Origin of the sequence: Streptosporangium sp. CA-135522, assembly GCF_050949235.1 — a bacterium.
Classification (GTDB): Bacteria; Actinomycetota; Actinomycetes; order Streptosporangiales; family Streptosporangiaceae; genus Streptosporangium.
This window is the reverse complement of sequence record NZ_CP192026.1, coordinates 8,513,272-8,535,525: the sequence shown is the minus strand read 5'-3', so window position 1 is coordinate 8,535,525 and position 22,254 is coordinate 8,513,272. Positions and strand designations below refer to the sequence as shown.

Below are 22,254 nucleotides of genomic sequence, written 5' to 3'. Positions count from 1 at the left end.
CCTCCGGATCCGTTGGAGCCGGTCGCCTCCGGACGAGCACGCGTGCCCAGGCAACAGTCAGGCATCAGTGACGATCACCTCTTAACACTGCATTAACTCTGTTTTATCTTTGCTGGAACAGCGGCAAACCACGCTCTGACCACGGTGCACTTCACCGATCTTCGTGGTTGTTCACAGTGAGGAGCGTGTACGTGGCAGAGCCACCCGCCGGGGGGAATCCGTCGACCACGCAGGCACTCGACCACGACCAGCTGCAGGACAGGACGGCGCCCGACTTCGCCAAGCTCAAAGAAAATCTCCACGCTGCGGTCCAGAAGGCGAGGGACGGACTGAAAGCCGTCGGCGAGCTGCCCAGCGAGGAAGAGATCGACCAGCACTTCCTCCAGTGGCTCGCTCCCAAACGCGACCAGATGCTGCGCTTGACGGATGACCTCGCCGAGGCCTACGGCGACATCGGGGGCGGGCTGCTCGCGATGAGCAAGAACCTCCAGGACATCGACTGGGGCATCGCGGACGACCTGGAGAAGGTGCCGGACTATCTTGCCGACGTCGCGGAGCCCAAACGGGGCGACCGTTGATAGCGATCTCTCCCATGCTGGGGCTCCAGGTGCTCATGGGCACCGGCGCGGTCTATCTGTCGGCGCTGCGGATCTACGGAGGCCTCACCGCCCCAGAGATCCCGTCCGGCAAGCTCCGGGAGATCGCACGGATCTTCAACCAGCTCGCCGACGACATCGACGGCGGACGCGGGGAGAAGGCCTCCGACGGCATCGCCGACCGCGCCGACAAGCTGGCCGTCTCGGTGTGGAGCAACCCGAAAAACAGCGGCCCGGCCGTCGAGGCCTTCAAGAGCCTCTACATGGGCGCCGTCGCCGTCTATCCGGCGCAGCTCGCCAAGGACTGCCGCGTCGTGGCGATCGGCTGCGAGGCCTACGCGCACCTGGTGGACGACACCCACAAGCATCTCGCCGAGCTCGACGACCAGATCATGCAGATCCTGTGGGCCGTCGCGTTCCAGCCGATGACCACCGCCCTCTACGGGATCGCCGCCGCGCGGATCGCCGCGCTGGTCAAGGTGGCGAAGAGTCTCAAGCTCTCCTTCGGCGCGAGCGCGGCGAAGATCATGGAGATGGCGGTGCCCAATTACACCATGATCACACTCCTGTACATGGCGCTGGACGGCCCGGCCTACGCCGCCGGATCGATGGCGGCCACCGACCTCAGCAAGGTCGCCCACGGCCAGCCGGTCGGCTCGGTGAAGGAGCACCTCACCGAGTTCGGCAAGATCGTCGCCGGCAACAGCGCGTACGTCGTCGGCTACGACATCGCCAAGCTTCCCTTCCGCAACCTGCCGACCAACCGCGGCATCGAGATGGGGGCGCGCCTGTTCGGCTCGGGGGCCGGCTACACCCCCACCTACAGTGCCCTAGACGGCGACGGGGAATACCTGCCCACCTACGACGAGTGGGTGAACAAGCTCACCGGGCACGGCCTGCGGGCGGTCATCTTCCCGCCCGGATGGAAATTCAAATAGTGAAGGAGCATGCCGTGAGCTACCCGGACGAGGCTGTCCTGCGCCACATGGAAGACGGCCTCGGCGAGGTCACCGGTGAGGGGGAAGCCGCCGGCGGGCTCATCCGCGCCGTCACCGACCCGGCCGGCGGCCTGCTGAAACTCACCTTCAACCCGCGTGTCATGCGCATGGACAGCCACGAGCTGGCGGACGAGGCGGCCGAAGCCGTACGGCGGGCGCAGGCGGACGGGCAACGCAAGACGCGCGAGCTGGTCGGCGGGGCGCTCGGCCCGCTCGCGCCGGAGGGGCTCCCCGACCAGGCGAGGTTCTGGGACGGGCTGCGGGAGATCCAGGAGGCCTTCGACCGGTCGATGACGGAACGGGAGGACGAGGTCGCCCGACGGCTGCGGGACCTGGACTAGCGGGGCGCAGGCACGCGCCGTTCTCCGCCTGCCGGGCGAGACCGGGGCGTGGCGGCGTGGGCGGGCAGTTGACCGCGCGGGGGCCGGACGGTCAGCCCGTGCGGAAAGGTTGGGTCTTCTCAAGGGGTGGCGGGCGGGCTATCAAGAGCTCAGAGCCAGTTGTGAGCCAGGTGGTCCCGCCGTCGTGATCCGCATGCCGTACGGCGTCGCGGGCGTGCCTGATCGTCCAAGCCCCCCAGCGGAACGAGGCCGACATGCGTCGATTACCAAAAGTGATCGTCAGGATCCTTTGTGTCACCGTTATGTTCGCGGCCGGGCTCACCGCCGTGGCCGCGAGCGCCCAGGCCGCGGTTCCGAACCGATGGGGATTCGCCCACGTCAACCTCACCTCCGGAATTCCCGACCCCGCTCACCAGGCGGGCAGCTGGGGGGCTGGATTCAACGTCTCGGTGTCTCCGGGCGGGGTGGGGCAGACCTACGTGAAGTTCCCGCAGCTCGCGATCGACGGCGGCGTCGTGCACGTCACCGCGATCGCCCAGACCGCCTACTGGTGTCAGGCCCAGAAATGGGGCCCCTCGGGGCCCGACCTGATCGCGGTGGTGCAGTGCTACAAGTACGGCGGCGGCCCGGTGTTCACCCCGTACACCATCGTCTTCGAGCAGAGCACGGGCATCCTGCCCGCGCCGCAGGCGTTCGGCTACGTCCATTACAACGGCTCCCTGGTCGCCACCCAGTTCAACTCGTCCGGGGCGGCCAACGGCGTCACCCCGCTGGGAGTGGGCGTCTGGAACGTCACCCTGCCGGGACTGGGCTCGCCGGGGCCGGAGGGGAACGTCCAGGTGACCGCGGTCAACCCGATCAACCCCGCCCGCTGCAAGGTCGGCGGCTGGGGATCGGCGCCCGGCGCTCAGACGGTGCAGGTGCGCTGCCACAACGCGACGAACGTCCCGTTCAACACCGGCTGGACGCTGACCTACCAGCGTCAGCGGGCCATCACCGGGGCGGCGATCCCGCCGAAGAACTTCGCCTACACCTTCGACAACACCCCGGCCAACCCCGGGCCCTACGCGCCGGTGCCGCCGGGGGTCAACTACAACTCCCAGGGTGCGGTGAACACCGTGCAGACCGCCGGGACCGGCCAGCGCATGGTGATCTTCCCGGCCGTCGGCGTCCTGCCCGACCACGTCCAGGTCACCGCCTACGGGACGGGTCCTGAATTCTGCAACCTGGTGACCCTGTGGAACACCAGCGGCGGCACCGCGATCGTCCGCAACGTCGTCTGCTACAACGCCGGCACCCGCGTTGACCAGCCTTCCCTGACCACCTACACCTCGGCCTTCTGACCTCGACACCCGGTACGGCCGTCTCGCGCTCGGCCCCGAGGTGCGCGCGGGCCGTTACTGCAACCGCCACGGCCCCGTGGCCTCCTCGGCCGCGTCCTATGACGCAGAGACGGCTCGCCGCCTGTGGGAGGTCACAGGACGCCTTCGCGGCCCGTTTTGAACGGCCTGTTCCCGGCGGCCGGCGGGAGCGTGTCCGTCGGCGGCGCCGCGGGGCGCAGGCCCGCGAAGAGGTCGTCCTCGGGCAGGCGGGTGGAGACGAGGCTGCGGGCCAGGTGATAGTCCTCGGTCGGCCAGACCTGCCGTTCGACGGAGCGGGGGTGGGCCATGAAACCCGCCTCGGGGTCGATCTGGGTGGCGTGCGCGAGCAGCGCCCGATCCCGTACGGAGAAGTAGTCCGCGCACTCGACGCGGGTGGTGATGTCGAGACCGGGCGTGGTGTCGGGCCAGTCGGCGAGGAGGGCGCCCATAGCCGAGTCGACGCCGCGGGCGGTCATCGCGTCGTGCATGGTCTGAAACCACTGCCGGGAGAAGGCGCCCTGGTAGTAAAGCTTCAGCGGCTGCCAGGGCGCACCCGTTCCGGGGCGGTGCTCCGGGTCGCCTGCCGCCTCGAAGGCCCGCATGGTGACCTGGTGGGTTCTGATGTGGTCGGGATGCGGGTAGCCGCCGGTCTCGTCGTAGGTGACGACCACGTGCGGACGGAATTCCCGGATGAGCGCGATCAGCGACGCGGCGGCCGTCTCCAGGGGTTCGAGCGCGAAGCAGCCTTCCGGCAGCGGCTCGCCGTCGGCGGGCGGGCCGGAGTCGACGAAGCCGAGGAAGCGCTGCCGCACGCCGAGGATCTCCCGGGCGGCGGCCATCTCCTCCCGGCGCAGTCCGGTGAGGTTCGCCCGGACTTCGGGCCGGTCCATACGCGGGTTGAGCACCGAGCCGCGTTCGCCGCCCGTGCAGGTGGCGACCATGACGTCCACCCCTTCGGCCGCATACCGGGCGAGCGTCGCCGCGCCCTTGCTCGACTCGTCGTCGGGGTGGGCGTGCACGCTGAGCAGGCGAAGCGTCTCGTCTCGGGTGACGCGCATGTTCATGGTTCTCCTCCGAGGTCGGTGCTGATCGGTGGACGTCAGGGCTTCTTGGCGGCGTACAGCAGTGCCGGGCCGATGGGGGGTGCGGCCGGGGAGTGGTGAGTGGCGGAGGCGGTCATGGGCTTTCCTCTCGTGGACGACCTGACGGTCATCAAGTTAGGTCAAACCCAATTATTAGGTCAAACACAAATTTATGCTCAGCCTATTTGATGGGTTTGACCTATGGGACGGGGTAGGGTGGGGCCGTGGCGGAAGGAACGCAGAGCCTGCGCGAGCTCAACAAGCTGCGGACCCGGGAGCTGATCTCCCATGTCGCGACGCGGCTCTTCCTCGAACGAGGCTTCGACAAGGTCACGATCGCCGAGGTGGCGGCCGCCGCCGGGGTGGCCAAGATGACCGTCACCAACCACTTCCCGCGCAAGGAGGATCTGGTCCTCGATCTCCACGAGGAGCTCGTCACCGGTCCCGCCAGAGTCGTCGCCGAACGCGCCACCGGAGAATCCGCCCTTGACGCGCTGCGCCGCCACTTCTTCCAGGCACTCGGGCGCTGCGACCCCGTCCTCGGCTTCTCCGGTCCTGACTTCGTCGCCATGCTGGTCGGCAGCCCCGCGCTGACCGCCCGGTTCCGGGAGATCCACGAGCAGCGCGAAGGCGCGCTGGCCGTCGTCCTCGCCGCCGAGACGCACGCCGCCGAAGACGACCTCACGCCCCGCCTCGTGGCCGGGCAGATCATCACGGTCTACCGCGTCCTGCTGGACGAGGTCTTCCGCCGCACCCTGGCCGGGCAGGACAACGAGTCGATCGCCGAGCGTCTCGCCGAGCCCGCCCGCCGTAGCTTCGACCTGCTGCGGCCCTCCCTGGGCGACTACGCGGTCCGCTGACGGGCCGGACGCGCAAGAGACCCTGCGATCGCCCTCACCGGCCCCGCCATCCCGTACGGCCCCGCCATCCCGTACGGCCCCGCCATCTTGTACGGCCCCGCCATCTTGTACGGCGCTGCTCTTGTACGGCGCCGCTCCCGTTCGGCGCCGCTCTTGTACGGCGTCGCGCCTGCCGACGGCGAGGCCGTGATCCGGACGATCCCGGGAGTCCTCCCGAAGGACCTGTCCCGAACGGCACGGTCTGCGTGGACGCCCGTCTCGCGGGTAGCCGGAAGGCATGGCGACCTATGGCTTTCACTCATCGCACGAGCAGATCCACCCGGCCGAGTTGCTGAAGGCGGTGACGCGAGCGGAACAGGCGGGCTTTGCGGCGGCGATGTCGTCGGACCACTTCTCGCCGTGGAGCGCCCGTCAAGGGCACTCCGGCTTCGCCTGGTCCTGGCTGGGCGCCGCCCTCCAGGTCACCGAGCTGCCGTTCGGCATCGTCAACGCACCCGGCCAGCGCTACCATCCCGCGATCATCGCCCAGGCGATCGGCACCCTGGGGGCGATGTTCCCCGGCCGGTTCTGGGCCGCGCTGGGCACCGGGGAGGCGAGCAACGAGCACATCACCGGGGACCGCTGGCCGCGTAAGGACGTCCGTACGGCGCGCCTGCGGGAGTGCATTGACGTCATCCGGGCGCTGCTGGCGGGGGAGGAGGTCAGTCATGACGGCCTGGTGACCGTGGACCGCGCCCGTCTGTGGACCCGGCCGGAGACCCCGCCCAAGCTGGTCGGGGCCGCGGTGAGCGCCCAGACCGCACGCTGGTGCGCGGAGTGGGCCGACGGCCTGATCACTGTCAACGGCCCGATCGAGAGGCTGCGCGAGGTCGTCGGGGCCTACCGGGACGCGGGCGGCCGGGGAAAGATCGCTCTCCAGGTCCACCTGAGCTGGGCCGAGAGCGAGGAGGAAGCCCTGGCGATCGCCCACGACCAGTGGCGGAGCAACGTCTTCGGCCCGCCCGTGAGCTGGGACCTCGACACCGCCGAACTCTTCGACGTGATCTCGGCGGACGTGCCGCCCTCAAAGGTCGCCGAGGTGGTCAACATCTCGGCCGATCTGGGACGGCACGCGGCCTGGATCGACGATTACGTGGAGCTGGGCTTCGACGAGATCTACCTGCACCACGTCGGTCAGGAGCAGAGTGCCTTCATCGACGCCTTCGGCGCGAAGGTCCTTCCCCGGCTGCGTTGACGCCGTCGGGCGCGGGCATCCGGCGCGGACACCGGAAGGCGTCCGCGCGAGGACGTTCAGGAAAGGCGCCCGCCGCCGTCGACGTGCAGCACGGTGCCGGTGACGAACGGGTTGGCGACGGCGAACAGGACGGCCTGGACCAGGTCGTCGGAGGTGCCCACACGCCGGGCCGGGTTCCGCTCGGCGACGCCGCGCAGGAACGTCTCCTTGTCGCCGCCCATCGCGTCCCAGGAGCCGGAATCGACGATGCCGGGGGAGACGGCGTTGACCCGGATCGGCGCGAGTTCGACGGCGAGCGCTTCGACGAGGAACGCCAGCGCGCCGTTGGTGGTGGCCATCACGGCGCGCCCCGGGCTGGGCCGCCAGGCGGCGACACCGGAGAAGAAGGTGAAGGAGCCGCCGTCGCGTACCCGCCCGGCCAGGTGCTTGGCGAGCAGCAGCGGCCCGACCACCTTGGCGTCGAAGGCGCGCCGTACGGCGGCGAGCTCGAGCTCCGCCACCGGGCCGTTCGCGGGCATCGCCGCCGTCGACACCAGGTGGTCGAGCTCGCCGGTCTCGGCGGCCAGCTTCGCGATGGAGTCCTCGTCGGAGAGGTCGACCGGCACCACCCGCGCGGGACCGGTCACCTCCCCGGCGGTCCACTCCAGTTTCCGGGCATCGGGGCCGGCGAGGATCAGCTCGGCGCCGGCGGCGGACGCCGTCATCGCGAGCAGGCGGCCGGTGCGGGAGCCGGCGCCGATGACGACCATTCGCCGCCCCCGAAGCGAGGCGGCGGCCGGCAGGGATGCGGGGGTCTGAACGGTCATGAACGGTTCCTTCGTGATCAGGGGGCGTCGCCGCCCGTCGGCGACCCCTGCACTCTGCCGGCGGCCCGGCCGATGAGTCCAAGGCTTGTTTTTTAGCGTTGCCATAAGATTCGCTCATGGCGACGCTGCGGCAGCTCGAATACCTCGTGACGATCGTTGACACGGGATCGTTCACACGGGCGGCCGAGGTCCTGCACGTGACGCAGCCCGCGCTGTCCCACCAGGTCCGGGCGCTGGAGCAGAGCGTGGGCGGCCCGCTGCTCGAACGCCTGCCCCGTTCGGTACGGCTCACCCCGATGGGGCGGGCGATGCTGCCCCACGCGCGCGCCACCCTGGCCGACGCCGAACGTGCCCGCACCGCCGCGCGGCAGGCGTCCGGGCTGGAAGCCGGTGAGCTCCAGCTCGCCACCCTCTATTCGATCAGTCTCGGCGTGCTGCCGCCCGCCCTGCGCGCCTGGCGCCGAAGCCATCCGCAGGTCCAGGTGCGCCTGCTCGAATTTCCGCACGCCGATCAGTTGCTGGCCGCCATGGTCGCCGGGCAGGCCGACCTCGCCGTCGGACCGCGGCCCCAGGACTGGGACGGGCCGATCGCGACCTCGGCGTCGAAGAATTCGTCGTGATCGTCTCCGCCGATGATCCGCTCGCCGGCGGCGATGACGCGCGCGTGGAGCTGCGGGCGCTCGCCGGGCGGAGCTGGGTGCACTACACGCCCGGCAACGGCCTGGCCCGCGTGCTCGACCAGGCCTGTGCGGCCGCGGGCTTCCAGCCCCGCGCCGCGATCCGCACCGAGCAGACCGCCGCCGCCCCGCTGCTCGCCGCGGCGGGCCTCGGACCCGCCCTGGTCCCGGCGAACCTCATCCCGCGGCACTTCGACGGTCACCTGCTGCGCCCCGATCCGCCGGTGACGCGCGGCCTCGGGGCCTACACCCGGGTCCGGCCCGATCCGCTCACCGCGGCCTTCGCCGACACCCTCGCCCGGCAGGCCTGCGTGATGCCCCCGCATGTCCGCGACAGGCTCCGGCTCGACACCGCTCCCACCGGCCCGGGACGCCCGCGATCCGCTCCGGGTGGAGACCGGGAGCGGGACCGGCCGTCAGGTTCCGGCTGAGGCGAGCAGACGGTCGATCGCCCGGCGGGCCCGGACGTGGGCCGTCGGGTCACGGTGCAGCTGGATGGCCTGATTGGCGGCGAGGGCGACGCCGTTCAGCTCGAAGGCGAGCTGGTCGACGTCGGTCTCCCCGGGTAGGTCTCCGGCCTCGACGGCGGCGCGTATCTCGCCGGTGACGTAGGCGGACCAGGTCGACAGCGCCGCGAGGACGGCGTCGCGGACCGGACCCGGCCGCCCGTCGAACTCGGTGGCGACCGAGGTCAGGAGGCATCCTTCCGGCGTCTCGCCGTCCCGCATGTAGTCGACCCACTCCTGGAACACGCGCGCCAGCCGCTCGGCCCCCGGCTTGGCGCCCACCACCCTGGCCGGGACCCGCAGGCGAAACGCCTCGACCGCGGCGTCGAGCGTGGCGAGCTGTAGCGCTTCCTTCGTGCCGAAGTGGCCGATCACTCCGGCCTTGCTCATCCCCAGCCCGGTCGCCAGACGTCCGATCGTGAGCCCTTCCAGCCCGTCGGTCGAAGCCAGCGCGAGAGCACAATTGATGATCTTGGTACGGGTGGCGGTCGTTTCGACGGCGGACTTGCGTGGACTCATGGAATCAGCTTAACCTACCGATCGTTCGCCAAATACAACCGAACGTTCGTTAGCTAAAGGAGTCATCGTGAAGATCCACCACCTCAACTGCGGATCGATGCGTCAGATCGACCCCGTCGAGGGCAGCCCGCTCGCACCCGCTCGCGCCGTCTGCCACTGCCTGCTCGTCGAGACCGACCGTGACGGCCTCATCCTGGTCGAGACCGGACTCGGCACGCCTGACGTCGCACGACCCGAAGAGACCCTCAGTCCGGAGTTCCTCGGCCGGGCACAGCCGGTCCTCGACGTGCGGGAGACCGCGCTGCACCAGGTGGCCGAGCTCGGCTTCCAGCCGGAGGACGTGCGGCACATCGTGCTGAGCCACCTCGACCTCGACCACGCCGGCGGGCTGCCCGACTTCCCCTGGGCGCAGGTCCACCTGCGCGAGGCCGAGCACCGCGCCGCGATGGCCGCTCCCGGTCATCACCCCGAGGACCGGGTCCGCTACCGGCCGGCCCACTGGGCGCACCGGCCGCACTGGGTGACCTACCCCGGCTACCAGGGGGACCCGTGGTTCGGCTTCGACGCGGTCCGGCCGCTCAAGGGCGTGGACGCGGAGATCCTGCTCGTGCCGCTCGGCGGTCACACCCTCGGCCACAGCGCGATAGCCGTGCCCGACGGAGACCGCTGGCTGCTGCACTGCGGCGACGCCTACTACTTCCACGGCGAGATCGACCCGGACAGCCCGCACGGCCACCCGGGAATGGACATCCTGCAGCAGATCACCGAGGTGGACCGTCCGCTACGGCTCGGCAACCATGCCCGTCTGCGCGAGCTTGTCCGCCTGCACGGCGACGAGGTGAGCGTCTTCAGCGCCCACGACCCCTGGGAGCTCCGGCGCCACACGTCGCTGCCGGCCTAGCCGGGATCGCGGGGGACGGTTCCGGCGAAGGCGTACGGCCGGCCTCCGGGCGCGGGCGAGCGCCGCGCTCGAAAACAGGCACCGAGGCGAGATTTTGTGAAAACGCGGGTAAACGCCGTTCCCTATGAACGGAATTATCTTCTTCGAAATCAAGGACGCGTAACCGGCTCTCCTGTCCAAGCGGTTCCGCCGGTCCATGAAGTGTCAGGGAAATCGCATCTTGACCGAAGTGCCGGAAAAGGACACTCATTCGATGTCGGCCTGCGCGTAACAGGCCGGCATGGAGGGAGAGCGGAATGCGAAAGAAGGCAACGGGGAAAAGGGGCCGGGGAATCGCGTGGCGACGGCTGGGCGCCGCGCTCGCCGTGCCGGTGCTCGCCGGAGGCGTGCAGACCCTTGCCTCACCGACCGACACCGCCGCCCAGTGACTGGTCCCGTACACCTGCGAACAGGGCTACGTCTGGCGGGAGGCGGTCGCCAATCTACGCGGTCGGGCTCAACACGGTGGGACCGTACTCCCTGGGTTTTCTCATATCCAACTCCCAGGGTGCCCTGGGCGGCTGGAACTACATCACCACCGTGGGCTGCCGTGGGCTGCAGGCCGGGCTCGCGACCGTTGTCGTCCTCGACCAGGGGAGCGGTCCAGGGGGGCGGTACGGTCACCACGGGAGGAACCACCTCCGCCTTCTGGTGCTAGGGCGTTCTCGTATTCCGCCGCGTCGGCGCACCGGGGGCCGTACGGCCCGGGTGGGGAGCGTACGGTCGCGCGATCGTGCGCGGACCGCCGCCGTGCGGTGGCCGGCGGTGCTTCGCGCCGGCTCCCCGTTCGCGAGCCGGTCCGCCCTCATACGGGCCGGTCGCGCTCCTGTTCCCTCTGTGAGCCGGTCCGCTGTCCCCTCTGCGAGCCGGTCCGCTTTTCGCGAACCGGCGCGGCGGAGCGTCAGTGCAGGCGGGTCAGAGCCTGCGGGGTCAGGCGCCGCGCGAGCGTCTCCAGGGCGGCGGTGACCTCGTCGATCTCCCGGGGGTCGTCGGTGCCGAGCGCCGTGGCGAGCGCGGCCTCGATGGGAGAGGCACGGACCTCCGCCACGCGGTCGGAGACCTCGGGGGCCTGCCGTACGAGAAGCCTGCGGCGGTCCTTGGGGTCGGCCGCGGTCACGATGGAGCCGGCCTCGCGGAGTCGGGCGACGCACGCGGACACCTGGCTCTGCGGGAAACCCGTCCGCGTGGCGATCTCGCCGACGGAGCTGTTCGGATGGTCGCGGATGTCGCTCGCCACGATGAGGACGGACCGGTGGCTCGTGGAGTGGGCGCCGAGGCCCTCCGTCGGAAGCGCCTCCTCTCCGATCTTCATCAGCGTCCGGCCCAGGAGGAACAGCTCGACTCCGTTCATGCTCGCGACGATACATCAAGGGTTGATGCATCTCCAATGATGCATCAGATTTGATGTATCTGTTTTGATGCTTTATGGTTGGGGTGAACGCAAGCGAGACATGACTCCCCGGAGGATTCCCATGAGCGCCACGAAGACCGGCATGCTGCCCGTGCCCGGAGCCGACCTCTACTACGAGATCCGCGGCGCCGGCCCCCTGCTGCTCGTCGGCCAGAGCGGAGAGGGCGACGCCGGCCGCAGCGTCGATCTGGTCGACGGGCTCGTCGACCGCTACACGGTGGTCACCTACGACCGCCGGGGCCTGTCCCGCAGCACGATCGACGACCAGGCGCGCCCACTGACCATCGGCACGCACGCCGACGACGTCCACCACCTGCTCGCCGAGCTGACCGACGAGCCGGCGCTCATACTCGGCTGCAGCCTCGGCGCCATCATCGGGCTTCACCTGGCGGTCAAACACCCCGAGCAGGTGGGCACGCTCATCGCGCACGAGCCCGTCGCGCTGCGGCTGCTGCCCGATGCCGAGCGCGAGTCCGCGGACCGCAAGCTGGGCGACATCCAGGAGATCCACCACCGCGAAGGCTGGCTCCCCGCGATCAAGAAAGTCGCGGAGGTCCTGGGCATCGACCCCTCCGCACAGGACGTGGAGCCCGGCCTCACACCGCATCCGATCACCGCTGACCGGGGCCCCAACTTCGAGTTCTTCCTTGAGGAAGACCTCAACGCGGTCCGCGGTGACACGCTGGGCGGTGCCGAGATCGCCGCCCTGCGGGGTGGGCCGACCCGCATCGTGCCCGCCGCCGGCCGCACCACCCCGCGAGACGTCTTCGACTACCGGTGCGCGCAGGTGCTGGCGGAGCTGCTCGGCGACGTCGAGCCGGTCGGGTTTCCCGGCGGGCACAACGGCAACCTGACCCACCCGAGGGCGTTCGCGGCACGGGTGCGCGAAGTCCTCGACGGGTCGGTGTGACACGGGGCGGTTGGACATAGAGGGCGGCCGGACATGGATCGGCCGGTTACGAGGCAGGGCGGATGCCGGCCCGTCCGGACACGGATCGGCCGGATATGGGGCAGGGCGGACATGGATCGGCCGGATACGAGGCAGGGCGGATGCCGGCCTGGCCGGACACGGATCGGCCGGATGCGGCCGGCCTGGACGCGGGCCGGTCCGACGCGGGCCGTGCGGTCGCGCACCCGCCGGACCCCGTCCTGGTGCCGGGCCCGTATCCTCTGGCTGCCGTACGCCGTGACGCACAGCCGCCGTCCCGGTATCACGTGCGACCGGTCCCGCCCCGAGGAAGAGATACGTGCCCCCGATGACGGCCTTCGATCGCACCCGCCGCGCCTGCTACACCGGATACGTCACCCAGGCCATCGTGAACAACCTGGCCCCGCTGCTGTTCGTCGTCTTCCAGACCCGCTACCAGCTCCCGATGGAGATGCTCGGACGCCTGGTCCTGCTGAACTTCGCCACCCAGCTGGTCACCGACATCGTGGCGGTGAGGTTCGTCGACCGGATCGGCTATCGCCTCCCGCTGGTGCTGGCCCACGTCCTGTCGGTGCTGGGACTGGTGCTGCTCGCGGTGGCCCCGGCCACGTCGCCCTCTCCCTACCTGGGACTGTGTGTCGCGATCGTCGTCTACGCCGTCGGCGGCGGCCTGCTGGAGGTGCTCGTCAGCCCCGTCGTCGACGCCCTGCCCAGCCCGCAGGAGGGCAAGGCGGCGGCGATGAGCCTGCTGCACTCCTTCTACTGCTGGGGTCAGGTCGCGGTGGTGGCGGGCACCACGCTGCTGCTGGCCTGGATCGGCCAGGACGCCTGGCAGGTCCTGCCGCTGGCCTGGGCGGTCATCCCCCTGGTCAACATGGTGGCCTTCCTCCGGGTGCCGTTGCCCGCGACCGTGCCCGACGAGCACCGCACCTCCCTGCGCGAGCTCTTCGGCGCCCCCGCCTTCGCCGCCGCCACCGTGCTGATGCTCTGCGCCGGAGCGGCCGAGCTGACCATGTCGCAGTGGTCGTCCCTGTTCGCCGAGGAAGGACTGGGCGTCTCGAAGGTCTGGGGCGACCTGGCGGGCCCGTGCCTGTTCGCGATCCTGATGGGTGTCGGCCGCATCGTCTACGGATTGTGGGGTGAGAGGATCCCGCTGGTGCCCGCCATGGTGTCCTGCGGCGCGCTGGCGACCGCGTGTTACCTCGTCACCTGCCTGTCGGCCGATCCGGTGGTCAGCCTCGTCGGCTGCGCGGTCTGCGGGCTGGCCGTCAGCCTCCTGTGGCCCGGAACCTTCAGCCTCGCCGCCGCGCGCTTTCCACTGGGTGGTGCGGCCATGTTCGGCGTGCTGGCCGTCTTCGGCGACGCCGGCGGCGCGGTGGGCCCCTGGATCGCGGGAGCCGTCGCGGACGCCTCCACCGCGGCCGGTGGATTTCTGGACGGCCTGCCGGCCGTACTCCCCGATGACGGCGGGTCCGGGCTACGTGCCGGCCTCCTCGTCGCCACCGCCTTCCCGCTCGTCGTCGTCGCCGTCACCCTTTTGTACGGCGCGCGCGCCCGACGTGCGCCGGCCGACCAGGACGTCGCGGATCCGGTCGGCGGGTGACACGTGCTCGGTCCGTGGTGGCGGTGCCGGTGCGTCCGGCCGCCGGCCACGGCCGGGAACCGGTGCATCCCGCCCGCCGGCCGCCGACGGCGGGCCGGATCCGGGACGGCGGTGGGTCAGGGTGCACCGGTCCGCGGGGCGGTGCGTCAGAGGCGCTGCCACAGGGCCGGGACGTTCGGGGGCTCCCAGCCGGCGTAGGCGGTGTGCGCCTGGAGGCACCGGTAGGTCACACCGCCGTAGGTGACCTGGTCACCGGCCTTGTAGTTCGTGCCGGCCTTCCAGGTGCCGCCCCCGTTCGGAGGGGTGGTGGGAGTCGGCGTCGGGCTGGGCGACGGCGAGCCGATGATGTTGAGCACGAAGTCGAAGGTCGCCTCCCGTCCCGAGCCGACCGTGCGCACGGTCATGACCAGCGACGGATCGAAGATCGTGTCGGTGCTGTTGCGCGGCTCGTTCGGGAAGTAGAGCTGGGTGGTCAGGATCGGCTTGTTGGGAGCCTGCACCTTGACGTGGATATGCCGGGTACGGCCCGGATATAGGCCCGGAACGATCGTGGTCAGCTTGAACGCGCCCTGGGCGTCGCTGAACTGGTGCCCGCGGAAGGTGTATCCGGTGTTGTCGTAGGCTCCGTTGTTGTCGGCCTGCCAGAAGTCCAGCAGCGCGTTGGCGATCGGCTGGCAGGAACGGCCGAAGACGTAGCCGCTGACGGTCAACGGGACGCCGGGGCCGGTCAGCGTGGAGCGCAGCGGCGAGTTGGGCTTGAAGTAGGGGCCCTCGGTCTGGGCGATCGTGGGGGCGTCGCCGTCGTCGCAGAACGGCGTGGGGTCGAGCAACTGGCCCGTTCCCCGCGCGTTGCGGGCCAGCGCCGGAGCCTGGCCGATCAGCAGCGGAACGGCCGGGGCTATGAGAGCGGCCTTCAGCAGGGTCTTGCGGCTGATGCCCTTGGATCCCCTGTCATCGATGTTCTCGTCGTGGGTGTTCTCGGCGTCCACAATGGCCTCCTTGGCCTCCGGGGGGTGTGCCTGGATGCAACCTGTCGAGCGCGCGCGGCACCGACGAGGCCGGTCGAACCGGCACCGTGCGATACCGCGGCGGGGAACCGGCCGGAATCTGGCAGCCTGGACTTGAACAAAGCTGACACTCGCCTGTGAGGGCGGAAAACCCTACAAGTTTCCATAACTTTGCCATATGGGGTTGTAAGTCAGAATGGTGCAGGTGAAGGGCCCCGGGATGGTTCTCCGGTGGCGCCATATCGAATGTCCATCGTGTCAATGGAATGGCGTTACCAGCCGCGATGCCGTGGAATATCGAGGGGTCGCCGTCTCGACCATCCCGTGTAGTGAGAGGTGGAGGGCCTGGGCCCGGGGAGTTGCGGCGGCTGGTGCTCGGCGCGGTCACCGCCTACATCGACACGCGAGCCCTCGATGCCGTGCTGCGCACGGCGAGGCGCTGGATGCCCGGGTGCCCACTGCGTCGCGGCCCTGGGCCGTTTAAGGATTGGCTGCGTGCGGTTGATGCTCGGTAGGATGCCGATCATGGCCTGCCGCATTTCCGAACTGATAATCCCTTGCCGGGATCCGCACCGGCTGGCGGCGTTCTGGTGCGAGGTGCTGGGCTTCATCGTGCTCGACACCGAGGACGCCGGCGCGGTGGAGATCGGACCAGAGGAAGGGTTCGGCGGATTGCAGCCGACTCTGATCTTCAGCCCCACTACCGATCCCAAGGCGGGCAAGCTGCGGCTGCACTTCGACGTCAACGCCACTGACCGCGATCAGGACGCCGAACTCGAACGCCTCCTGAAGCTTGGGGCGCGCCCGGCCGACATCGGCCAGACCGGCGAGGAGCCCTGGCACGTCCTGGTCGACCCCGAAGGCAACGAATTCTGCCTTCTGCGAGCCCGCCTGAGCTGAGCATCGGCCCGCACCGGCAAATCACCCCTATGTGAGGACTTCGCGCGCATGACGCCGCCTGCTCTTTAGACCTGACACTTCCCTGCGCATCGGTCGCCGACGACGCCGTCGGCTCTGTTTCCCATGCTCTTCGTCAGGTCTTCAGAGAGATCATGTCTTCACATCCTCATATCGTGCTGTCCTGGGCGGTGCGGCGCACCCGCCTGCCTCTGCTCGCCCTCCGGTGCGTGACTGCCCTTCCGGCCGCGCCACCAGCCGTAATGAGATCGCTCACAGAGCCAAGATCGATATCCCGCTGAACCGCAGGACGAAACTGGATTTCTCGTTCGTCCTGGCGTGGTCGGTTCAGTAGGTCCAGGTGTCGGTGCGACGCTCTCCGCCAAGGCAGGACACGGCACAGCCGTTTTCTGCCTTGGTCAGGTCGACGCGGATCCAGTCGGTCGGCGGCGTTGAGAGGGCGGGGATCTGCTGACCGCTACCAGCGCCTCGGCGGGATGCGGACGAATCGGCTCAGCTCTTGGCGAGCGCTTCGCGGCGGATCCACTGGAGCATGGTGGGGTTGTCGACAGTGGTGACGACGCTGACGGTGGTGTGGAGGTAGCGGTCGCCGTCCAGCAGGGCCAGCATGCTCGCGGCCAGGTCCGCACGGGCGGTGAACCTGCCGTCGGCGTGGCCCTCGACGAGGGTGTAGTCGGTGGACGACGGCAGATGGTAGAGCCCGCTCGGGCGCACGATCGTCCAGTCCAGATCGCTGGCGCGGACCAGCGTTTCCATCCGCCGCATGTCGTCGTACAGCGTCTTACCCAGCACCCGGGTCACGTATGGCAGCACTACTCGGTTGAACAGGAACCCACCATCGGAGTACGAGTGCGGGGCGACCCCGCTTGAGCTGACCACGGCGAGGCGACGCACCCGATGCCGTTTCATCGCGGCGACGATATTGGCCACACCACGCGAATAGGTGCTGATCGGTTCCTTCCCAGCGGGCACCCCGAGCGCCGACAACACCGCATCCCGCTCTGCCACGGCGGCGTCGACGGCCACCGGATCGAGCACGTCGGCACCGACTACCTCGAGGCGATCATGGTGCAGCGGAAACGAGTCCGGCTGCCGGGTGACTGCGGTGACCTGGTGTCCGGCGGCGAGTGCCTGACCGGTGAGCAGGCGGCCGGTGGGACCGTTGGCCCCGAAGACTGTGATCCGCATGACGACTGTCCTTCCTTGGTCACGACACCTTCTGGTAAACGGTCCGGGAAGCTGCGCGCAGCGGGCCGAGTGCCCGCGCCCACGCCAGCAGCTCGTCGACCAGCCTGTGTACCTCCGCCGTGTGCGGCTCCTGTGGCCGGAAGTCGGCGAAGTTCGCGAAGTCCTCACGCAGCGACAGCGCCACCTGCGGTCCGATGTCCGCCATCCGCAGCACGCCCGCCTGCGCGCGCAGCTTCTGCACCGCCATGACCGCGCCGAAGATGCCGTAGCCGACGTAGCCGACCGGCTTGCCGCCCCACTCTTCGTAGAGGTGGTCGATGGCGTTGGTCAGGGAGGCGGGCGGGGCAGTGTTGTATTCGGGTGTGACGACGATGTAGGCGTTGTACGAGGCGATCCGCTTGGCCCATCGCTGGGTGTGCGGCTGCCGGCCCGGCGCCCTGCTCGCCGGGATCGCCTCGTCGAGCAGCGGCAGCGCGTAGTCCTGCAGGTCCACGAGCTCGAAATCTGCGGCTGTGCCCGCGTGTTCAGCCGCCAGGTCCCGTACCCAGCGGGCCACCTGGTCGCCGTTGCGGCCAGGGCGGGTGCTGCCGATAATGATGCCGATTCTGATCATGCCGGATCCTCCTGCGATGTTTGCTTGTTCATCAGAAGCCGGAGACGTTGTCCAGCAAGCGGTGCTCGGCGCTGGCTGCCCCTCGTTTTCCGAACTGGCCGGGGCGCTGGCGAACTTCAGTGCCGCCAGTGGCGCGTGCATGCTCCTGGGCAGGTCCTCGTGCCGTTCCCGGGATGTGCACCGGGCCATATCCCGGGGCGGTCGCCATCAGGCCGGCATCGAGCCGAAGTCGGCCGCGTGGCGGGCGACCCACTGGGCGTAGGTGAAGGGTGGTCGCCCGGTGACTTCCTCGACTGCCGGCGATACTTGCTCGGTCTTGCCGTCTCTCGCGGCGAGCCCGTCGATGAGCTCGTCGATCACCGGTGCCGGCATTCCGTGAAGGAGCATCTGCTCCCGGAATTGCTCTCGAGGTTGCTCCTCGAACCGCAGCGGCCGCCCGATCGTCTCCGCAATGATCCGCACGCGGTCGATCTGGGTCAGCGACTGGGGTCCGGTGAGGAGAAACGCCTCGCCGGTACGCCGATCGAGAAGGGCGCGTACGGCGACCGCGGCGATGTCACGCGGGTCGACCGGGGCCAGTGCGGCATCGCCGTACATCCCGCGGACGACCCCGCCGTCGACGACCTGAGGCGCCCAGACCAGGTCGTTGGTCATGAACGCGCCGGGGCGCACGAAGGTCCACGGCAACCTGGACGCTTCGACGGCCCGTTCCAGTCGCAGGTGCTGTTGGCCGATCCACCCGGGCGTGGGAAACGTGACGGTCGATGAGGACAGCAGCACGACATGCCGAAGGCCGGCTTCCCGCGCCGCGTCGAGGAATCCGTCGACGGCGTTGAAGACGGGGAACAGGAATGCCCGCTCGACGCCGGTCAGCGCCGCCGGCAGGGTTTCCGGTCGGGTCAGGTCGCCGGGCACGACCTCGACCTCGTCCGGAAAGGAACGGCCGCCGCGGTTGCGGGTGATGACGCGTACCTTCTCGCCCGCGTCGAGCAGTTGGCGGACGATGTCGGCGCCGACGTTTCCGGCGCCACCGGTTACCAGGATCACGGTTGAGATCTCCTTTTCTTTTCTACGGGCCGGTTATCGGCGCGTGGGCTGTGTTCGGCCCGCGAGGAGGAACCCGGCTGGGGCCAGGCTGTCGATGGTGTAGCCGTGGGCGGGCGGGCCGTGTGACGACCGGGCCCCGCGTGGGGGCTTGCAGGAAGTCGGCGGCAGCCGGCCGCATTCGCTCGGCTACGATCCGGAACTCCTCGAGCAAGCAGGCCTGTGGCCGCGGCAGCTGCCAGTGCTGAGCTGCGCGGAGGCAAATGCGTCAGTCTCGGGACAGCCTCGTCACCAGCACACCAGGTCCGGGAACGCCGGCGGCGCTTGTGGTCAATCCGTGGTCCGGCGAGCCTGGTTCGCCTCGCGAACGACTGCCCAGGCGTCCGCCACCGGACCCAGGTGCCGCAGCTTGTCGGGGTTGATCACCGCGCGGATCGTCTGGATCTGCCCGTCGAGGATGTCGAGCGCCAAGGTGTTGACGACGTTGCCGTCCCGGTCACGGAAGATCGCGCCCGGCTGGCCGTTCACCGCGTGTGGCTCCACGCCGCCGCCGATCCGGACGAACGGCGCGACGATCGCGGTCAGCATCCTGGCCACGTTCTCAGCGCCGAAGACGCCCCTGCCCCACAGCGGGGCCTTGCCGCCACTGTCGCCGATCATCTGCACGTCGGCGGCGAGCAGCTTACGCAGCCCGTCGACGTCCCCTTCTCGGAAGGCGTCGAAGAATCGCTCGGCGAGTTCTTCTCGCTCCCGTCGATCGGCCTCGAACCGAGCGCGTCCCGCGTCCATGTGGCGGCGCGCCCGCACGGCGAGCTGGCGGCAGGCCGCCTCCGACCTGCCCACCGCCGAGGCGACCTCTCCGAAGCCGAATCCGAACACCTCCCGCAGCACGAAGACCGCCCGCTCGAGCGGGCTGAGCCGCTCCAGCAGCAACAGGGCCGCCATCGAGAGCGAGTCGGCCAGTTCGGCCGACCGCTCCGGGTCCTCATACGGATCGGCCAGCAGTGGCTCGGGGAACCACTGACCGGCATACTCCTCCCGCCGGACGCGCGCCGAGCGCAGCACGTCGATCGCGATCCGGGACACCGTGGCCGACAGGAAGGCCTTGGCCGAGACGGGTTGTGTCGGGGAGGCCTCGTATCGCAGCCAGGTCTCCTGGACCGCGTCCTCGGCCTCGCTCACGCTGCCCAAGATCCGATAGGCGATGGAGAACAGCAGCGGCCGCAGCTCCTCGAACTCTTCGGTCCGGGTCATGCCAGCTCCTCCTTGAAGCCCTGCCGCCAGGAGGGGTAGCGCAGCTGCCAGCCGAGCTCCCGCTTGGTCTTGGCGTTGGAGAAGCCGCGCCCTTGGGTCATCATCGTCACCGCCACCTCACCGACCGACACCGCATCCAGCCGTCCATCACGACCGCCTCGGCGCCCAGCTGCTCCAGCAAGCCCAGCTTGGCCGTGCTCGTCGTCGTCGCCGTCACCTCGTGGCCACGCGTCACCAGCTGCGGCACCAGCCGCCGCCCCAACACCCCGGCCCCGCCCGCCACGAACACCCGCATGACCATCACCTTCCAGATCCCGGAGCCTGTCTTCGAAACCCGAGACGAGACAGCCCGCCCATCTGTGACATGCGGACAGAAACAGCTGGGAGAAGATCGTCGGTAGCGCCGCCCGGGATGAATCCACGACAAGTCCGGATGCCTGCCGGCCCGAGACCGGGCCGCTCACGCCCTCTTTGGCAGGGTCAGGTGGGACATCTGGAGGAAGTACCCTTCTGAGCTGCATTTAGGGCGAGACAGGATCGTTGACGATCGTGACCTTGACTGCTGCCGACCTTGGCGTCGGTGTGCGTGATGATCGGGGCTGAGGAACCTGGGGGCAGCCGTTGGCGTTGAGGATCGGCGTCAGCGTCGCGGCGGCCGTAGGCCCGGCGGACAGTCCGCCGATCGGCGGGCGCCGGCGGTGGGGGGACTCGAAGGGGCATGGCCGTCCTTCGACGGGGTACCGCAGGGAGTTCACCGGCGGTGCGCGGCGAGGGGAAAGGCTGAGGTGAATCATCACAGGCAGGCGTTGCGGGTGCGGGTCACTCATCACGGTCACTGCAGCGTGCTGAGGGTCGGTGGGGACCTGGACTTCCTCACCGCGTCCACGCTCACCGACCACGTCGACGCGCTCTGGGGTCTGAGCGCGGGCCCGCGCCTGGTGCTGGAACTGTCCCAGCTGACCTTCTACGACTCCACCGCCGTGGGAGTCCTGGCTCACCTGCGGCAACGCATCCAGGACGCCGCCACCGGGCGCCTTGTGCTCGTGGGTCTTCCCCACGGCCTGCGGCACCTGCTGGACCAAACCGGCCTGCTGGCGCACTTCGAGCTGCGCGACAGCACCGACCAAGCCGTCGCCGACCTGCTCCCCTCGGCATGAAGATTCTCCCTTGCTTCCCTGCTACCGAAAATCTGCAGTGACGGAGATAGACACCTGCGATGGAAGAGGCTAGAGTTTCTGACATCGCAAGGAACGGATCCACGAGGGCAGAGCAGTAGGCAGGAAGCACGACGAACTGCCCGGACGGACGTGGATAGCAGGAGATGACGCAGGTGGACGGCAGAAGGTCGGACGTGCCAGGGCCAACGCAGGTGAAGGGTCCAAGCCGTGGACGCGCTGCCTGAGCAGTAGTGAAAGTAGATGGCAGAAGGTCGGACGTGCCGAGGCCGGCAGGATTGAAAGGGCCCGGCCGTGGACGCGCTGTCGGAGCAGTGGCAGATGAAGTCGAAGTAGGGATAACGAAGGGAGTGTTGAACGCCATCAGGATCGCCCGTCGCGGGCTGAACTTCGCCGCACGGGTACCGCACCTCCACGGATTGGACGGTGGTCTACGGTCACGCATACGCGATCCCCGCACCCCCCGCCCGCTCGGGCGGCCAGTGCGGAAGCAGTGAACCGGCCGCAGGGCCGGTAGATGGTGTTGAACCTCATCGGGCCCCGGCGCATCATGGCGCCGGGGCCCCTGTCGGCGTTAGGGAAGGTTTTATGGATCAAGCAGTCATATCCCCGGGCCCTCACCCCCGAGAGGCCGCCGAGAAGACGGAGACGGAGGCGGCCCAGACGCTTCCCGATGTGGCCGGTGACAAGCCCGGCCGAAAACTCGACGATGAGGACTACCCCGCCTACAGCATGGGCCGGGCCGCGGAGATCCTCGGCGTCACCCCGGCGTTCCTGCGCGGCCTGGGCGCCGCCAAGCTGATCGAGCCTCAGCGCTCTGAAGGCGGCCACCGCCGCTATTCGCGTTACCAGCTGCGCCTGGCCGCCCGCGCCCGGGAACTGCTCGACCAGGGCACCGCCCTGGAGGCCGCCTGCCGCATCATCATCTTGGAAGACCAGCTCGCCGAGGCCCTGCGTATCAACGCCGAACTACGTCGACGCGACTGACCGGCCACCCGCCTTACCGTGCCCAGCTCCGCCATCTGTCCCGCCTTCCGTTACCGGGTGTCGACCACCCGGTGCGGAGCAGCGTCGGGGCGGGGGGAACCTCGACGTCGAACGCCCGTAAGGCGGTTCTCAGACGCCCGATGTCGCTGACGACTCAAGCCCGAGTTGTCGCCTGCGTGGCAGCGCGCGACGGGTTCAGCAACCGC

The 22,254-nt window shown here is 69.4% G+C and carries 25 protein-coding genes; 15 read left to right on the top strand and 10 right to left on the bottom strand.

Annotated elements, in window-relative coordinates; genetic code table 11:
- The first annotated feature begins 191 nt into the window (after positions 1-191).
- The 4 genes from ACQPYK_RS40215 (at position 192) to ACQPYK_RS40200 (ending at position 3,278) form a co-directional block, all read left to right on the top strand.
- Positions 192-578, top strand: a complete 387-nt coding sequence (locus tag ACQPYK_RS40215) for a hypothetical protein (protein WP_433243652.1) — start codon at positions 192-194, stop codon at positions 576-578.
- 14 nt (positions 579-592) lie between these two features.
- Positions 593-1,534: a hypothetical protein gene (locus tag ACQPYK_RS40210; protein WP_433243649.1), complete on the top strand. Its 942-nt coding sequence runs from the start codon at positions 593-595 to the stop codon at positions 1,532-1,534.
- 14 nt (positions 1,535-1,548) lie between these two features.
- The gene (locus ACQPYK_RS40205) at positions 1,549-1,935 is read left to right on the top strand and encodes a YbaB/EbfC family nucleoid-associated protein (RefSeq protein ID WP_433243646.1); all 387 of its coding nucleotides are present in this window, start codon (positions 1,549-1,551) and stop codon (positions 1,933-1,935) included.
- Positions 1,936-2,189: 254 nt separating this feature from the next.
- Positions 2,190-3,278 (top strand): hypothetical protein, encoded by a 1,089-nt coding sequence (locus tag ACQPYK_RS40200; protein ID WP_433243643.1) that lies wholly within the window; start codon positions 2,190-2,192, stop codon positions 3,276-3,278.
- 131 nt (positions 3,279-3,409) lie between these two features.
- Here ACQPYK_RS40200 and mca read toward each other — a convergent pair whose 3' ends face one another.
- A complete protein-coding gene (mca, locus tag ACQPYK_RS40195; RefSeq protein WP_433243640.1) occupies positions 3,410-4,354 on the bottom strand; it encodes a mycothiol conjugate amidase Mca in 945 nt (314 codons plus the stop codon).
- Positions 4,355-4,602: 248 nt separating this feature from the next.
- On the opposite strand from mca, the gene ACQPYK_RS40190 reads away from it, so the two are divergent.
- Complete coding sequence (locus ACQPYK_RS40190; RefSeq protein ID WP_433243637.1) at positions 4,603-5,238, top strand: TetR/AcrR family transcriptional regulator; 636 nt, start codon at positions 4,603-4,605, stop codon at positions 5,236-5,238.
- Positions 5,239-5,515: 277 nt separating this feature from the next.
- On the top strand, positions 5,516-6,472 hold the full coding sequence (locus ACQPYK_RS40185) for a TIGR03885 family FMN-dependent LLM class oxidoreductase (RefSeq protein ID WP_433243634.1): 957 nt from the start codon (positions 5,516-5,518) through the stop codon (positions 6,470-6,472).
- 56 nt (positions 6,473-6,528) lie between these two features.
- Here ACQPYK_RS40185 and ACQPYK_RS40180 read toward each other — a convergent pair whose 3' ends face one another.
- Positions 6,529-7,278, bottom strand: coding sequence for an SDR family oxidoreductase (locus ACQPYK_RS40180; protein ID WP_433243632.1), 750 nt, complete (start codon positions 7,276-7,278; stop codon positions 6,529-6,531).
- 116 nt (positions 7,279-7,394) lie between these two features.
- Here ACQPYK_RS40180 and ACQPYK_RS40175 point away from each other — a divergent pair, with 116 nt between their 5' ends.
- Complete coding sequence (locus tag ACQPYK_RS40175) at positions 7,395-7,898, top strand: LysR family transcriptional regulator (protein WP_433243629.1); 504 nt, start codon at positions 7,395-7,397, stop codon at positions 7,896-7,898.
- Complete coding sequence (locus tag ACQPYK_RS40170) at positions 7,895-8,386, top strand: LysR substrate-binding domain-containing protein (protein ID WP_433243626.1); 492 nt, start codon at positions 7,895-7,897, stop codon at positions 8,384-8,386. The genes ACQPYK_RS40175 and ACQPYK_RS40170 overlap by 4 nt, the downstream gene beginning before the upstream one ends.
- Here the strand turns inward: ACQPYK_RS40170 and ACQPYK_RS40165 are convergent.
- Positions 8,372-8,980, bottom strand: coding sequence for a TetR/AcrR family transcriptional regulator (locus ACQPYK_RS40165; RefSeq protein ID WP_433243623.1), 609 nt, complete (start codon positions 8,978-8,980; stop codon positions 8,372-8,374). The genes ACQPYK_RS40170 and ACQPYK_RS40165 overlap by 15 nt on opposite strands.
- 67 nt (positions 8,981-9,047) lie before the next feature.
- Between ACQPYK_RS40165 and ACQPYK_RS40160 the strand changes: the two genes are divergently transcribed.
- The gene (locus ACQPYK_RS40160) at positions 9,048-9,881 is read left to right on the top strand and encodes an MBL fold metallo-hydrolase (RefSeq protein WP_433243620.1); all 834 of its coding nucleotides are present in this window, start codon (positions 9,048-9,050) and stop codon (positions 9,879-9,881) included.
- A 296-nt stretch (positions 9,882-10,177) separates the two neighbouring features.
- Positions 10,178-10,309, top strand: coding sequence for a hypothetical protein (locus ACQPYK_RS40155; protein WP_433243617.1), 132 nt, complete (start codon positions 10,178-10,180; stop codon positions 10,307-10,309).
- A 512-nt stretch (positions 10,310-10,821) separates the two neighbouring features.
- Here the strand turns inward: ACQPYK_RS40155 and ACQPYK_RS40150 are convergent.
- Positions 10,822-11,271, bottom strand: coding sequence for a MarR family winged helix-turn-helix transcriptional regulator (locus ACQPYK_RS40150; RefSeq protein ID WP_433243614.1), 450 nt, complete (start codon positions 11,269-11,271; stop codon positions 10,822-10,824).
- A 121-nt stretch (positions 11,272-11,392) separates the two neighbouring features.
- On the opposite strand from ACQPYK_RS40150, the gene ACQPYK_RS40145 reads away from it, so the two are divergent.
- Complete coding sequence (locus tag ACQPYK_RS40145) at positions 11,393-12,241, top strand: alpha/beta fold hydrolase (protein ID WP_433243611.1); 849 nt, start codon at positions 11,393-11,395, stop codon at positions 12,239-12,241.
- Between the two features lie 346 nt (positions 12,242-12,587).
- Positions 12,588-13,862, top strand: coding sequence for an MFS transporter (locus ACQPYK_RS40140; RefSeq protein ID WP_433259056.1), 1,275 nt, complete (start codon positions 12,588-12,590; stop codon positions 13,860-13,862).
- A 146-nt stretch (positions 13,863-14,008) separates the two neighbouring features.
- On the opposite strand, the gene ACQPYK_RS40135 is transcribed toward ACQPYK_RS40140, so the two are convergent.
- Positions 14,009-14,851 (bottom strand): carbohydrate-binding protein, encoded by an 843-nt coding sequence (locus ACQPYK_RS40135; RefSeq protein ID WP_433243608.1) that lies wholly within the window; start codon positions 14,849-14,851, stop codon positions 14,009-14,011.
- Positions 14,852-15,394: 543 nt separating this feature from the next.
- On the opposite strand from ACQPYK_RS40135, the gene ACQPYK_RS40130 reads away from it, so the two are divergent.
- The gene (locus ACQPYK_RS40130) at positions 15,395-15,769 is read left to right on the top strand and encodes a VOC family protein (RefSeq protein ID WP_433259054.1); all 375 of its coding nucleotides are present in this window, start codon (positions 15,395-15,397) and stop codon (positions 15,767-15,769) included.
- 510 nt (positions 15,770-16,279) lie between these two features.
- Here ACQPYK_RS40130 and ACQPYK_RS40125 read toward each other — a convergent pair.
- From ACQPYK_RS40125 to ACQPYK_RS40105, 5 genes are all read right to left on the bottom strand, one after another.
- The gene (locus ACQPYK_RS40125; protein WP_433243605.1) at positions 16,280-16,975 is read right to left on the bottom strand and encodes an NAD(P)-dependent oxidoreductase; all 696 of its coding nucleotides are present in this window, start codon (positions 16,973-16,975) and stop codon (positions 16,280-16,282) included.
- 19 nt (positions 16,976-16,994) lie between these two features.
- Entirely contained in the window at positions 16,995-17,588 is a 594-nt protein-coding gene (locus tag ACQPYK_RS40120; protein WP_433243602.1) for an NADPH-dependent FMN reductase, read from the bottom strand.
- Between the two features lie 207 nt (positions 17,589-17,795).
- Positions 17,796-18,635, bottom strand: coding sequence for an NAD(P)H-binding protein (locus tag ACQPYK_RS40115; protein WP_433243599.1), 840 nt, complete (start codon positions 18,633-18,635; stop codon positions 17,796-17,798).
- Positions 18,636-18,962: 327 nt separating this feature from the next.
- Positions 18,963-19,886, bottom strand: a complete 924-nt coding sequence (locus tag ACQPYK_RS40110) for an RNA polymerase sigma-70 factor (RefSeq protein WP_433243596.1) — start codon at positions 19,884-19,886, stop codon at positions 18,963-18,965.
- 106 nt (positions 19,887-19,992) lie between these two features.
- Positions 19,993-20,181 (bottom strand): NAD-dependent epimerase/dehydratase family protein, encoded by a 189-nt coding sequence (locus ACQPYK_RS40105; RefSeq protein ID WP_433243593.1) that lies wholly within the window; start codon positions 20,179-20,181, stop codon positions 19,993-19,995.
- 490 nt (positions 20,182-20,671) lie between these two features.
- Here ACQPYK_RS40105 and ACQPYK_RS40100 point away from each other — a divergent pair, with 490 nt between their 5' ends.
- Both ACQPYK_RS40100 and ACQPYK_RS40095 read left to right on the top strand, forming a co-directional pair.
- Positions 20,672-21,043 carry an STAS domain-containing protein gene (locus ACQPYK_RS40100; protein WP_433243590.1) on the top strand — a complete coding sequence of 124 codons (372 nt, stop codon included), beginning with the start codon at positions 20,672-20,674 and terminating at the stop codon, positions 21,041-21,043.
- A 750-nt stretch (positions 21,044-21,793) separates the two neighbouring features.
- Positions 21,794-22,048 carry a MerR family transcriptional regulator gene (locus ACQPYK_RS40095; RefSeq protein WP_433259052.1) on the top strand — a complete coding sequence of 85 codons (255 nt, stop codon included), beginning with the start codon at positions 21,794-21,796 and terminating at the stop codon, positions 22,046-22,048.
- Positions 22,049-22,254: the final 206 nt, after the last annotated feature.

Bases quoted from the DNA above. Each gene is read 5' to 3' on its own strand.
- ACQPYK_RS40180 (WP_433243632.1), bottom strand. From the start codon at position 7,278: ATGACCGTTCAGACCCCCGCATCCCTGCCGGCCGCCGCCTCGCTTCGG.
- ACQPYK_RS40125 (WP_433243605.1), bottom strand. From the start codon at position 16,975: ATGCGGATCACAGTCTTCGGGGCCAACGGTCCCACCGGCCGCCTGCTC.
- mca (WP_433243640.1), bottom strand. From the start codon at position 4,354: ATGCGCGTCACCCGAGACGAGACGCTTCGCCTGCTCAGCGTGCACGCC.
- ACQPYK_RS40175 (WP_433243629.1), top strand. From the start codon at position 7,395: ATGGCGACGCTGCGGCAGCTCGAATACCTCGTGACGATCGTTGACACG.
- ACQPYK_RS40130 (WP_433259054.1), top strand. From the start codon at position 15,395: ATGGCCTGCCGCATTTCCGAACTGATAATCCCTTGCCGGGATCCGCAC.
- ACQPYK_RS40210 (WP_433243649.1), top strand. From the start codon at position 593: ATGCTGGGGCTCCAGGTGCTCATGGGCACCGGCGCGGTCTATCTGTCG.
- ACQPYK_RS40120 (WP_433243602.1), bottom strand. From the start codon at position 17,588: ATGATCAGAATCGGCATCATTATCGGCAGCACCCGCCCTGGCCGCAAC.
- ACQPYK_RS40185 (WP_433243634.1), top strand. From the start codon at position 5,516: ATGGCGACCTATGGCTTTCACTCATCGCACGAGCAGATCCACCCGGCC.
- ACQPYK_RS40095 (WP_433259052.1), top strand. From the start codon at position 21,794: ATGGGCCGGGCCGCGGAGATCCTCGGCGTCACCCCGGCGTTCCTGCGC.
- ACQPYK_RS40155 (WP_433243617.1), top strand. From the start codon at position 10,178: ATGCGAAAGAAGGCAACGGGGAAAAGGGGCCGGGGAATCGCGTGGCGA.
- ACQPYK_RS40145 (WP_433243611.1), top strand. From the start codon at position 11,393: ATGAGCGCCACGAAGACCGGCATGCTGCCCGTGCCCGGAGCCGACCTC.
- ACQPYK_RS40150 (WP_433243614.1), bottom strand. From the start codon at position 11,271: ATGAACGGAGTCGAGCTGTTCCTCCTGGGCCGGACGCTGATGAAGATC.
- ACQPYK_RS40105 (WP_433243593.1), bottom strand. From the start codon at position 20,181: ATGCGGGTGTTCGTGGCGGGCGGGGCCGGGGTGTTGGGGCGGCGGCTG.
- ACQPYK_RS40110 (WP_433243596.1), bottom strand. From the start codon at position 19,886: ATGACCCGGACCGAAGAGTTCGAGGAGCTGCGGCCGCTGCTGTTCTCC.
- ACQPYK_RS40200 (WP_433243643.1), top strand. From the start codon at position 2,190: ATGCGTCGATTACCAAAAGTGATCGTCAGGATCCTTTGTGTCACCGTT.
- ACQPYK_RS40140 (WP_433259056.1), top strand. From the start codon at position 12,588: ATGACGGCCTTCGATCGCACCCGCCGCGCCTGCTACACCGGATACGTC.
- ACQPYK_RS40165 (WP_433243623.1), bottom strand. From the start codon at position 8,980: ATGAGTCCACGCAAGTCCGCCGTCGAAACGACCGCCACCCGTACCAAG.